This window comes from Pseudomonas chlororaphis (genome assembly GCA_001023535.1).
In the GTDB taxonomy this organism is placed as follows: Bacteria; Pseudomonadota; Gammaproteobacteria; order Pseudomonadales; family Pseudomonadaceae; genus Aquipseudomonas; species Aquipseudomonas chlororaphis_E.
The window spans coordinates 3,352,381-3,364,271 of sequence record CP011020.1; the positions used below are offsets into that span (position 1 = coordinate 3,352,381).

9 protein-coding genes are annotated in these 11,891 nt (G+C 63.8%); 4 read left to right on the forward strand and 5 right to left on the reverse strand.

Translation table 11 applies throughout. The features are described 5' to 3' along the window. Positions 1–127 precede the first annotated feature (127 nt). From VM99_14870 to VM99_14885, 4 genes are all read left to right on the forward strand, one after another. Positions 128–1,579, forward strand: coding sequence for a monooxygenase (locus VM99_14870; protein ID AKJ99290.1), 1,452 nt, complete (start codon positions 128–130; stop codon positions 1,577–1,579). A 17-nt stretch (positions 1,580–1,596) separates the two neighbouring features. After that, positions 1,597–2,526 carry an alpha/beta hydrolase gene (locus tag VM99_14875; GenBank protein ID AKJ99291.1) on the forward strand — a complete coding sequence of 310 codons (930 nt, stop codon included), beginning with the start codon at positions 1,597–1,599 and terminating at the stop codon, positions 2,524–2,526. 130 nt (positions 2,527–2,656) lie between these two features. Further along, positions 2,657–4,033: a hypothetical protein gene (locus VM99_14880; protein AKJ99292.1), complete on the forward strand. Its 1,377-nt coding sequence runs from the start codon at positions 2,657–2,659 to the stop codon at positions 4,031–4,033. A gap of 209 nt (positions 4,034–4,242) precedes the next feature. Beyond that, positions 4,243–4,761 (forward strand): Major exported protein, encoded by a 519-nt coding sequence (locus VM99_14885; protein ID AKJ99293.1) that lies wholly within the window; start codon positions 4,243–4,245, stop codon positions 4,759–4,761. Positions 4,762–5,406: 645 nt separating this feature from the next. On the opposite strand, the gene VM99_14890 is transcribed toward VM99_14885, so the two are convergent. The 5 genes from VM99_14890 to VM99_14910 all read right to left on the reverse strand — a co-directional run bounded on the left by VM99_14890 (position 5,407) and on the right by VM99_14910 (position 11,812). Next, entirely contained in the window at positions 5,407–5,649 is a 243-nt protein-coding gene (locus VM99_14890; GenBank protein ID AKJ99294.1) for a hypothetical protein, read from the reverse strand. A 65-nt stretch (positions 5,650–5,714) separates the two neighbouring features. Then, positions 5,715–6,788 carry an iron ABC transporter permease gene (locus VM99_14895; protein ID AKJ99295.1) on the reverse strand — a complete coding sequence of 358 codons (1,074 nt, stop codon included), beginning with the start codon at positions 6,786–6,788 and terminating at the stop codon, positions 5,715–5,717. Continuing rightward, the gene (locus VM99_14900; GenBank protein ID AKJ99296.1) at positions 6,785–9,259 is read right to left on the reverse strand and encodes an ABC transporter permease; all 2,475 of its coding nucleotides are present in this window, start codon (positions 9,257–9,259) and stop codon (positions 6,785–6,787) included. Before VM99_14900 ends, VM99_14895 begins: the two co-directional genes overlap by 4 nt. Then, complete coding sequence (locus tag VM99_14905; protein AKJ99297.1) at positions 9,256–9,924, reverse strand: ABC transporter ATP-binding protein; 669 nt, start codon at positions 9,922–9,924, stop codon at positions 9,256–9,258. Before VM99_14905 ends, VM99_14900 begins: the two co-directional genes overlap by 4 nt. Before the next feature lie 190 nt (positions 9,925–10,114). Then, a complete protein-coding gene (locus tag VM99_14910) occupies positions 10,115–11,812 on the reverse strand; it encodes a sulfatase (GenBank protein ID AKJ99298.1) in 1,698 nt (565 codons plus the stop codon). Between the last annotated feature and the right edge of the window lie 79 nt (positions 11,813–11,891).

The following is an 11,891-nucleotide window of genomic DNA, read 5'->3' on the forward strand; positions in this document are numbered from 1 at the left end:
AGGGCTCTAGACCGCAGAGGGCTGATTGGGACATTTGCCGAGGCTTGCCTCATCAAAAGGCTTGGCTCGCCGTGAATTTTGGCTATACATGACAAGGGGGTCCGGCACATCCCGAGGAAGGAGGCCCATGGACAGTTACCAGGTGTTGATCATCGGCAGCGGGTTTGGAGGCCAGTGTGCGGCGGTCAATCTGCTCAAAGCAGGGTTCGAGGATTTCCTGATGCTCGAGCGTCGGGACTTTTTCGGCGGCACCTGGTGCCAGAACACCTACCCTGGCGCGGCGGTGGACGTTCCCTCTCCCCTGTATTCCCTGTCGTTCGCCGCCTACGACTGGCGTCAGATGTTCGCCGGGCAGGACGAATTGCACCGCTACACCCAAACCGTGATCGAGCGTTTCAAGCTGCGGGACAAAGTGCGGCTGGGGACGAACGTAGAGCGTGTGGAATGGGACGACAGCGCCCGGCAGTGGGTGGTCCAGACCAACCACCAGGTCTATCGCGCACAGTTCCTGATCAATGCCACCGGGCCCCTCAGCCAGCCGGTGATCCCGGCGTTCGACGGTCGGGAGCGCTTCAAGGGCCAGGCCTTTCATACCAACCAGTGGGACCCTGCCTACGACTATCGCCACAAACGCGTGGCCATTGTCGGCAGCGGTGCCAGCGCCGCCCAGGTGATTCCGGCCATCGCCCCCCAGGTCGAGCACCTGCACGTGTTCCAGCGCACGCCGCACTGGGTGCTGCCACGTCCCGATCACACGTTCAACCGCCTGGAGCGCTGGCTGCTGGGCCTGGCCCCGGTGCGCACGCTGTTGCGCTGGTCGATCTACTGGCAATTCGAGACCCGCGTGATTGCCTTCAAGTATTCGCGGCCGGCGGTGCGCATAGTCCAGCGCAAGGCATTGAAACTGCTGAAACGCCAAGTGCCCGACCCGCAGCTGCGCAAGCGCTTGACCCCGGACTACCTGATCGGCTGCAAGCGCGTCATCCTCTCCAGCACGCTGTACCCGGCGCTGTGCCGGCCCAACGTCAGCGTGCACGGGCAGGAACAAGGCATCGCCGCCCTCGACGAAACCGGCATCATCACCCGCGACGGCCGGCACATCGCCTTGGACCTGATCGTCTGGTCCACCGGCTATGACGCCACCGACGGGGTGATTTCCTACCCGGTGACCGGCAAGCACGCCACCGAGCTGCGCGCAGTCTGGGACCCATATCCACGAGCGTACCTGGGCACCAGCCTGCCGGGCTTTCCCAACCTGTTCATCGTTACCGGGCCCAACACCGGCATTGGCCACACCTCGGCGCTGTTCATCATCGAAGCGCAGATGAACTACATCCTCGACTGCATCCGCACGTTGAAGCGGCAAAACCTGCGCTGCATCGAAGTGCAGCCGGCGGCGGAACGACGCTACACGGACATGATCCACCGGGAAATGCAGCGCACCGTCTGGAAATCCGGCGGCTGTCACAGCTGGTATCAAAGCAAAAGCGGCCATGTGATCGCGATGTTCCCAGGTTTCAGCTTCACTTATTACTGGCTGACCCGCCGGCTGAAGCCGGCGGATCACATCCTGTCGTAACCCATGGAGGGCGTGACATGCTGGTGTTGTGCGCAGTTCTTGCCGTGTTTATCGCCTGGAGCTGGTTGACGTACCCGGGCATCGGCCATGTGTTGTATGACCTGAGCATGGCCCTGGAGGCGCGACTTTACCGGTTGCACAAGATCACCGTGCCGATCAGCGAGATGACCGTATCGACCTGGCAGGGCGGACCCTATGAAGCGTCCGGCAGCATCCTGATGCTGCACGGCTACAGCGCTGACAAAAACCTCTGGCTGCGCTTTGCCCGGCACTTTGTCGGCGACTACCGGGTGGTGGTTCCCGACCTGGCCGGCCATGGCGAGACCGGCTTCAAGGCCGGCGGCGGTTACGACATCCCGACCCAGGCCCGGCGCGCCATCGAGTTGCTCGACGCCTGCGGGCTGGACAAGGTCCATGTGATCGGCAACTCCATGGGCGGCTACCTCGCGGCATGGCTGGCGGCCACCTATCCCGAGCGCGTATCGACCCTGGCGCTGATCGACCCCGCCGGCGTCACCGCACCCGAGCCGAGCGACATGGAGCGTCACCTGGCCGCCGGGCATAACCCGTTCCTTGTGCACTCGCGGGATGAGTTCGCGCCGTTCTACGCCATGACCATGGCCTCGCCGCCCTGGGTGCCGAGCGTGGTGCTGGCGGCATTGGCGCAACGCTACGAGCAGCGCCGGGATGAACTGGCGGAGATCTTCGTCGACTTTCGCGCCAGCCCGCCGATGGAACCGCGCTTGTCCCAGATCCGCGCGCCGTCGCTGTTGCTCTGGGGCCGCAAGGACCGGCTGATCGACGTCAGCAGCGTGCCGGTGTGGAGCAAGGGTATCGCGGACCTGCGGGTGGAAATCTGGGACGGGGTCGGCCACATGCCCATGGTCGAGAAACCAAGGAAAACCGCGGCGTTGTACCGGGAGTTTCTCAAGGGTCTGGGGCAGTAGCCGCCCCCTGGCACGGGTCAGTCCCTGGCAGAATGAAGTCCTGAAGATTCTTCGTTTGTCGGTACCGGCGAAGGCTGCGATCTTTCGTGCAACTTCTTCCTCCCGATAGCCATAGCCAGGAACGCCCACCATGAGCTTCGTCAGCCCCGACCTGATCCGTCAACGCTTCTCCCGAGCGATGTCCGACATGTACCGCGACGAGGTGCCGTTGTATGGCGCGTTGATGAAGCTGGTGGAGCACACCAACGCCCAGGTGCTGGCCGAAGACCCGTCACTGGCCGCGCACCTGCGCAGCACCGGCGAACTGCAACGCCTGGACCTGGAACGCCACGGTGCGATCCGCGTCGGCACCGCGGCAGAGCTCAACACCCTGGGGCGACTGTTCGCGGTCATGGGCATGCAGCCGGTGGGCTACTACGACCTCACGCCGGCCGGGGTGCCGGTGCATTCCACCGCGTTCCGCGCCGTGCATGAAAGCGCGTTGCAGGTCAGCCCGTTCCGGGTGTTTACCTCCCTGCTGCGCCTGGAGTTGATCGAGAACACCGAACTGCGAGCGTTTGCCGAATCCGTGCTGGCCAGGCGGCAGATCTTCACCCCTGGCGCGCTGGAACTCATTGCCCTCGCCGAACGTGAGGGAGGCCTGACCGAGCCCCAGGCGGACGACTTTGTCCGCCAGGCCCTGGAAACCTTCCGTTGGCACCACAGCGCCACTGTCACGGCGGACCAATACCGACAACTGAGCGCGCAACATCGGCTGATCGCCGACGTGGTGGCCTTCAAGGGCCCGCACATCAACCACCTGACGCCGCGGACCCTGGACATCGACATCGTCCAGGCCCAGATGCCCGTGCAGGGCATCACGCCCAAGGCGGTGATCGAAGGCCCGCCCCGTCGCCAATGCCCTATCCTGCTGCGCCAGACCAGCTTCAAGGCCCTCGATGAACCCGTCGCCTTCACCGATCAGCCCGACGGCCAGGGCAGTCACAGCGCCCGTTTCGGCGAAATCGAACAACGCGGCGCCGCCCTCACGCCCAAGGGCCGAGCACTCTACGACCAACTGCTGAACGCGGCCCGCGATGCGCTGGGCGAGTTTCCCAACGAGGCCAATGCCCTGCGCTACGACGCATTGATGAGCGAGCACTTCGCGGCCTTCCCGGACGACCACGAAGCGCTGCGTCACCAGGCACTGGCCTACTTCCGCTATTTCGTGACGCCAGAAGGCCTCGCCGCCAAGGGCACCCTCGAACCGCAGGCCTCTCTGGAGCGCTTGTTGGAACTGCGCTACCTGCGCGCCGAACCCCTCGTGTATGAGGATTTCCTGCCCGTCAGTGCCGCTGGCATCTTCCAGTCGAACCTTGGCGACGCCGCCCAGAGCCACTACGCCGGGCAATCCAACCGCCAGGCCTTTGAAGAAGCCCTGGGACGCTCGACCATCGATGAACTGGGGCTGTACGCACAGACGCAGCAGCGCTCGATCGATGAATGCATGGCCGCGCTGGGCGTGTAGGAACGGACTGTCGGGTACGTCGGCAGGAAACTGCGTTGATCCGCGCAAGCCTTGAGGCGTTTTTCCTGCCCAGATGCGATAGCTATAGGCCGGCAATTCACTCAACAGATTGATTTATATGATCTTTTAAGAAATGGCATAGCTCTTGATAACCGTCGGGTCCCCTGGCACGACTTCCGTCCCAGGCTATCCAGGAAGGAGAGCATCCATTGGCTACCCCCGCGTACATGGTTATCAAAGGTCGTAAGCAAGGCCTGATCACAGCCGGTGCCTTTTCGGCCGAATCGGTTGGCAACATCTACCAGGAGGGTCGTGAAGACCAGATCCTGGTGCAAGGCTTCCAACATCACATTACCGTCCCGCGAGACCCACAGTCCGGTCAACCGACCGGCCAGCGCGTGCACCATCCTCTGATCATCACAAAAGTGTTCGACAAGGCCACACCTCTGCTGCAAGCGGCGCTTACAAGTGGCGAAACCTTGGAAGAAGTCGAGATCCAGTGGATGCGGACTTCGGCTGAGGGCACCCAGGAACACTATTTCACGACGAAGATGTTTGACGCGGTCATCGTCGAGATCAAAGACTACATGTTCAACTGCCAGGATCCGGCGAACGCGCACTTCACCCATCTGGAAGACGTGCATTTCTCGTATCGCAAGATCACCTGGAACCACGAGGTCTGCGGCACGATGGGCGTCGATGATTGGCGTGTGCCTGCCGCAGGCTAGGTCCAGCCAGATGCTCGATGCACCCGCCAGGGCTGGTTTGGCGGTGTGCACGGGAAGAGGAGAACATTAACGCCAAGGGTGTTCGCCCAGTGCGATGGCCTCGGCATTCCATGCACTGGTAAAGAGCCTGACACTGGGCGAACGGACACAATCATAGTGGAAGCTGCAGAGTATGTCCGCCGACCACGTTTAAATAATTGTTTATGTATGGCGCACTGTTTAAAACCCAGGGTTTTATTACAGTGCCGAGTGCAACCACCGTGTCGGTAACACTTATACAGACACGTCTACAAAAACAATCAAACTGTACAAAAAAACTTCACGCCGAGTCCTGCAACGGGACTCGGCAAGTTAAACAGTCATTGACCCGTCTCTTCTAAAATCGGCAACGCCGAGCACTTAAGCGCCCCGCCACCGAGTGAACGGGCATACAACGCATCAACCACGCCGTGCAGTTTTCTGCGCGTCGGTATCCCCCGCCTGTTCATCGCCGCCCTCATGCTTGCGCTTGGCCGGATCATTAGGGCGCAGCGCGTCGTTGTCGCGCTCCACCTCACCAGGCATCGCCGGTTCGTCAGGGTTGTGCTGGGTGGATTCGGTGCGGTGTTTCATGACGGACTCCTTGAGTCTTTTTCAAGCGTGCAATCAGGCATCGGGGTCATCGACTTCTTGCGCGACGTTGGCTTGCGGGGAGCGTTGGTGCAGTTGCTCGGCCTTGGCCTTCAACGCCTGCCACTGCTCCAGATCGATGGCACCCTGGCCGAACAGGTCGTTGGCCACCTGCATCAGCGCGGTGAAATGAGCATCGGGCGATTGCTGCCAATAGGCCTGGTCGTCGAACAGCCGCTGCCAATCGGCCAGCGACCCAGGTGTGAGGTCATCGCTCATAGCGGGCTCCTGCGAGACGTTCATAAGCTATGAGGGCCGAGGTTCGCGGGGAGTTCCGGCGATTATCAATAGCCAGTCATTTCCAGATAGCCGTTGCCGCCGTGGCTGCCCTCCAGCCGCACCGGCCCTTCCCAATAAGGAATGCGCAGGTCCATCCAGGCGGCAGGGTTCAAGGCTTCGGTGGTCACGTCCAGGTGCTTGCCGGGCACCTTGATCGACCAGCGCACCGGCATTGCACGGCCGGCGACCTTGGCCGTGCCCAGCGGCGCCAGCTCGATGTCACCGGCCTGCAACGCTTGCGAATGGCCCTGGGCATCGATCCAGGTGCCGGTGAGGTAGGGCGCGCCGTCCTTGTGGCGCATGCGGTAGAGCATCAGGTGTTCGCCGCTGTCCAGGTGCAGGGAGAACCAGTCCCAGCCAGTCTGGTTGGCCGTCAGCGGTTGGCTGCTCCACTCCCGATCCAGCCAGGCCGGGCCACTGACCGTGTAGCGCTGGCCGTCGATTTCCAACTGGCCGCTGGCCTGGAAAAACGGCTGGCTGTAGTAATACGAAGCCTGGCCCTGCTCGGACTTCTGGCTGAAACCGTTGTCCCCCTGCAGCACCAACGGTCGGGTCGAAGTAAGCCGCAGTGCGTAGCTGAACCGCGAGTCGTGGGCCTTCAACTGCATATCCGCCAACGGATCGGCACTCGACGCCTGGGTGCCGAACTGCCAGTCATCGATCCAGGCATTGAAAGGCACCGCCTGCACCCCGGCCTGCCCTACGCCACCACGGGCATAACGCTCGGCGGCATGGTGCACGGTGGCGGACGTGACCGCCGCGTGACCGAGCCAGATCGTCTGGTTGCGCCAGCCGTCGGCCTGGGGCGCGGCGTCCAAGGCGCTGCGAAACAGCGTCCACTGCACGCCAAAGTCACGGCCCTGAGCGTCCTTGAGATTGGCGGTGACGTACCACCACTCGATACGAAAGCCTTCGTGGGCGCCATGATCGGCCGGGAAACTGAACGTGCGCCCCGGCACCACCGGGGTGAAGGCGACGGCCTGGTCGCCGAGGCCGGCAAAGCCCTTCTCCGGCGCCGGCGGGTTGTCGCAGCCGCCGAGCAACGACGCCAGCAGCATCAGGCCAACGCTGAGCTTCATGGTCCTTCCTCGGAAAAATGCCTGAGCAAATCCGCAGGTTGCGTACGGTACAACGCGTACAGCGGCCAGGCCGATGCCAGCAGCGTGGCGAACATCGCCAGGGCCAGCAACTGGGCCAGTTGCAATGGGAAGACCTGCAACGGCAGGCGCCAGCCGAAGGCTTGCACGTTGATCACCGTGTCCAGGCACCAGGCCAGGGCGATGCCCAGCGGCAACGCGAGCACCAGGGTCAGCAACGCCAGCAGCCAGGTCTGGCCGAGGTTGAGCAGCATCAATTGGCGGCGGGTCACCCCCAATGCCCACAACGGAGCCAACTGGCCGAGGCGACTCTGGCTCTGGGTCAGCAGGCTGATGAACAACGCGACGCCGGCGACCGCCAGGGTCAGGCTGTTGAGGGCGGCGGTGGCGGCAAAGGTGCGCTCGAACACCTGGGTCGACCAGCCTTTGAGCCGGGCCTGATCGACGATACGGCTGTCATCCAGGTGGAAGCGACTTTGCAGCGCGTTCACCAGCGCCGGGATCGCGGACGGCTCGATCCGCAGGTTGAAGCGATACGGCGTCAAGTGCGGCCAGTGCGCCAGCAGGTGGTCGGCGTTGATCAGCACGTGGCCCTTGGGGTTGCCGTAGTCGGCGTAGATCCCGACGATCCGTGGCGTCCATGGCCCCTGCGGGGTCGGCAGGGTCAAGCGCTCACCGATCGTCACCTTGAGACGCCGCGCCAGTTGCTCACTGAGCATCAGCGTGTCGGCATCGGCCAGTTGCGCCCACGGGTCGCCGTCGGACGCCTCCAGCAGTGGCCAGTGCTGGCGATACGCAGGGTGATCGATGATGCCGAAGAGGTCTGTCGGCCACCCGCGCAGGGGCACCGAGACTTGCCAGTTGGGCAGCACCGCGGTGACGGCCGGTTGCTGCTTGAGCCAGGCGTGCAGCGCTGCGGCCTGGAGCGGGGTTTGCGGGCTGACATACAACTCCGAGGTCAGCCGTTGTTCAAGCCAATGGTTGAAGGTCTGGCGGAAACCCGAGGTCATGCTGCCGGCGCCAATGTTCGCCGCCAACGCCAGCAACAAGGCCATCAGCGCCAGGCTCAGCGTCGGCAGTTGCTGGCGACAATCGGCGAGAAACCACTGCCCCAGCACCGAGCGGCTACGACGCAACAACCCATCCAAGGCGCCGTTGAGCAGCACGGGCAAGGCCAGGGCGGCGCCCAGCAACAGCGCCGTCATCAAGACAAAACCGCTGGCCAGACTGTCGCCCCAGATCAACGCCGACGCGCCGATCGATGCGACCAACGCCGCTATCCAACCCTGGCGGCGCAACCGGCGTGCATGGGCCTGGTGCCAGGCCTGGGGGTTGGCCAACGCCAGCAAGGGCAGGCGCGCCGCCCGCAGCAGGCTGTCGGCCCCGGCCAGCAGCGCACCCAGCAGGCTCAGGCCGATTCCGCTGAGCCACCACCACGGGCTGAGGTTCAAGTGCCCGGCCACTTCGGCGCCGTACAACCCGCGCAAACTCGCAGCGACATCCGGCAATAACAGGCTCGCCAGCCAATACCCGCTGAGCACCCCAGCCACGCCGCCGAGCAACGCCAGCACTCCCAGTTCAAGGGCCAGGCTGGCGACCAGTCGCCGCGCACTGACCCCGCAGGCCCGCAAGGTTCGCAGCAGGCCGCGGCGTTGCTCCAGCGCCAGGCCGATCGCCGCGTGAGCAATGAACAGCCCCACCACGAACGACAGAAACCCCAGGGCATCGAGGTTCAGGTGGAAGCTTTCGGTCAGGCGCGACAGGTTATTTTCTTCATCGGCGCGCTTGAACTGCAACCGGCCATTGAACGCCTCCGGCAAGGCTGCGTTGAAGGCGGCGGGCAGCAGCAAGCGCGACACCTGGTCCGGCAGCCCGAGGGCTTGCTGGGCAAAGCCGATGTCCATCAACAGCATGCCTGGGGCCATGTCCGGCTGGACGTGCAAGGGTGGCAAGGATCGTCCATCGACGGTCCGAGGCCGATCGCCCTCGCCCATCCCCAGCGCTTGCAGGGTCTGCGGGGCGATCCAGGTGCGCCCCGGATCGCTGAAAAAAGCCACCACCTCGCTCATGTCCCGCGCCTGCCCTGCCAGTGCCGCACCGGGCGGCAGCGACACCGGGTCGATGCCCATCAGTTGCAGACGCAGGTCATCGTGCCCTTCAAGGTTCACCCGGGCCTGCACCACCGGCGACACCGGCCAGCCCTGGCGGCGCAGATCGACAAACCACTGCTGGGGAAACGGCCCGCCGCCGGGGGCGCTGAGGCTGGCCTGCGGCTCGCCGCCGATGAGCTGGCTGGCCCGGGCGTAACTGTCCCGGGCCTGACTGTTGAGTGCCAGCACGCCGGTCAACAGGCTGGTGGCGAGCCACAGCCCGGTGAGCACGCTGAAAAATTGCACCGGATGCCGGCGCCAATGGCTGAGCAGCGCCTTGAGGGTCTGAAGAAAAATCATCACCCCTGGGCCACCTGCGCGAGCCGCCCCCCCTGCAACACCACACGCTGCGCCAGGCGGGCGGCCACCCGAGGGCTGTGGGTCACCATCAACAGGCTGGTGGGACTGTCGGCCAGCAATTCCAACAACAATTGCAGCACTTCGTCACTGGTGGCCTCGTCAAGACTGCCAGTGGGCTCATCGGCCAACAACAACGGCGGGCGCGATGCCAGCGCCCGACCCAGCGCCACCCGTTGCTGCTGGCCGCCGGACAACTGCTCGGGATAACGCCGCAGCAGATCTGCGAGGCCAAGCCGCCGCACCAGGTGCGCCTGCCACGCCGGGTCGTGCCGACCACACAGCCGCGCCTGGAACGCCAGGTTGTCCGCCACCGACAGGCTGCTGATGAGGTTGAACTGCTGGAACACCAGGCCGATTTCCGTACGCCGCCAGTTGGCCAGCTGACTTTCGCTCATGCCGTCGAGCCGGTACTCGCCACTGCGGATGCTGCCGCGATCGACCTTGTCCAGCCCGGCAACCAGATGCAACAACGTGCTCTTGCCGCTGCCGGACTCCCCCATCAACGCCAGGCTGCTGCCCGGCGCCAGCGTCAAATCGACGCCCTGCAACACCGGCAGCGGGCCCTGGGGCGTAGGGTAGCTTTTGAAAACGTCGCGGACTTCCAGCATGGACAGGCTCGGATGGGAAACGTGAGGCTCAGGATAGCGGAGTTATGCGCCAAGCCCCTTCGTTGGTGCATTGTTATTGCGCTCGCCCGCTTGTCAGAGGCTGGAGGCACGTTCGTTTAGCGTTAATTTCCAGCGATCAGTCAGGGCCCGACCTGGCACGATCCCACAGGCCCAACAGTGGGCGACCTGATCAATGCCCCACGGCCATTTCTGCCTGGGTCGGTTTCGGGGTGACGATGTGGCTCAGGTCGATGTGCCGCCAGGCCGGTTTCGCCCCCAGGCGCGCGTTGAAGCGGTAGTTGAAGGTGAAATCGTCATCGGTAGGCTGGACCAGCGACCTGCCATAGACCGACTCGACGCCAGCAGTGTCGTAGCCCATCAACTGCAACAGGGTCGGGAAGATGTTGTAGTGACTCGAACGGTCCTTGTTCTGCGCCAGGGCATCACGCCAGTCGAGGGTGTGCAAGGCCTTGCCCTGGATGACCACCAACGGCACCAGCCCCTCCTCTGCCACCGGGTCGCCGCCGCAGTGGGTGTTCAGGCCCGGGTTGCCGCGCTCATGCAGGTCCTGGCCATGATCGGAGGTGTAGATCACCACGGCATGGCTCAGGTCGGCCTGCTGGAAAATGCGCCTGAAGAACTCCCCGACATTCCACAGCAACGTGTTCTGATAGGCATTGCGGTACAACACCCAATCGTCGTTCTGGCCGTTGAAACCGTCGCGCTTGCCGGTGTCGGCCACGTCCTGGTACTGCCCGCGCGGCAGGGCCGGTCGATAGCTCATGAAATCGTCGGGGTATTTGTCGTGGACCGGGAAGTGCGCGCCCACCTTGTTGATCACCACAAGCTCGGCCTGGCCGTCACCCAGCAGTTCGACCAGCTTCGCCGCGGCCGCCATGTCGCGGTCGCGTACGCGCACCTGGTCGAATTGGACGAAGGCGTCGATGTCCTGCTTTTCCAGGTCGGTCATCAGGTTCTGCAGGTTGCCGCCGGTGCGCTGGGCGTCGATGTAGACCGTGCGCAGGCCCGCTTTCCTAGCGTACTGCCAGATCGATGGAAGGGTGCTGTTGATGCGCATGTAGTCGGCGCGTGTGCCGCCATAGCGCAGGGTGACGTTGGTGTCGGCGCTGCAATTGGCGATGGAGGCGGCATACCCGTAGTTGAAAATTTCCACGCCGTCCGGCGCCGTTTCCAGGCCACTGTGCACGCCGGAAGGGGTATTGATGTCGAGGTAGTTGCCGGCAATGCTTTCATCGATGATCAGCACGATATCGTGGTCGATGGGCGCCGTTGACCGCGCAATATCCACCGGTTCCCGAGGGCCGACGGTGTTGTGCCAGGCCTCGTAGAGAAACAGGTTCAAGTAGGCCAGCGGCGTGTACATCACCGGTAACCCGCGGGCACCTTCCCCCGCCCGTACGAACAGCACCCCACTGAGTAACAGCACGCCCAGCACCGGTGCGGCGATGGGCAGGTATCCGGGGATCGCCAGCCGCCGCCGCGGCTTGAGCCCGACACCCAGCAACAGCAACAGGCCACCGGCCATGGCACTGATGATCACCTCGCGATACTGGTAGGCCGCCTCCTGGATGAACCCGCCCGAATACACCAGCGACACGAACTGACTGTAGGTCAGGTAGCTGTCGGTGACCCGCGTGTACACCTCGAAGAACACCGCCGAGACGAACATCACCAGGGCGAACAGGTGCCGCACAAGCGCCAGGCGAATGTGCGCGGCCAGCCATAAGGCAATCACCAGCACCACGAACATCGCGCCGAACAGCAGTGTGGCAACACCCACGCCCAGCGCGCCCAGACGATCGAGGTAGTACTCGTGACCCCGAACCAGGTACAGCACCAGCAACAGTTCCTTGAGGTATCGGGTCATGACGTTCTCGGTGGGTCGCGACGTTGAAAAGAGGCGCGTTCCGGCGCCAGGAAAGCGGCGCTTTTGCGGTGCTCGGACA

Bases quoted from the DNA above. Each gene is read 5' to 3' on its own strand.
- VM99_14870 (AKJ99290.1), top strand. From the start codon at position 128: ATGGACAGTTACCAGGTGTTGATCATCGGCAGCGGGTTTGGAGGCCAG.
- VM99_14875 (AKJ99291.1), top strand. From the start codon at position 1,597: ATGCTGGTGTTGTGCGCAGTTCTTGCCGTGTTTATCGCCTGGAGCTGG.
- VM99_14880 (AKJ99292.1), top strand. From the start codon at position 2,657: ATGAGCTTCGTCAGCCCCGACCTGATCCGTCAACGCTTCTCCCGAGCG.
- VM99_14890 (AKJ99294.1), bottom strand. From the start codon at position 5,649: ATGAGCGATGACCTCACACCTGGGTCGCTGGCCGATTGGCAGCGGCTG.
- VM99_14895 (AKJ99295.1), bottom strand. From the start codon at position 6,788: ATGAAGCTCAGCGTTGGCCTGATGCTGCTGGCGTCGTTGCTCGGCGGC.
- VM99_14905 (AKJ99297.1), bottom strand. From the start codon at position 9,924: ATGCTGGAAGTCCGCGACGTTTTCAAAAGCTACCCTACGCCCCAGGGC.
- VM99_14910 (AKJ99298.1), bottom strand. From the start codon at position 11,812: ATGACCCGATACCTCAAGGAACTGTTGCTGGTGCTGTACCTGGTTCGG.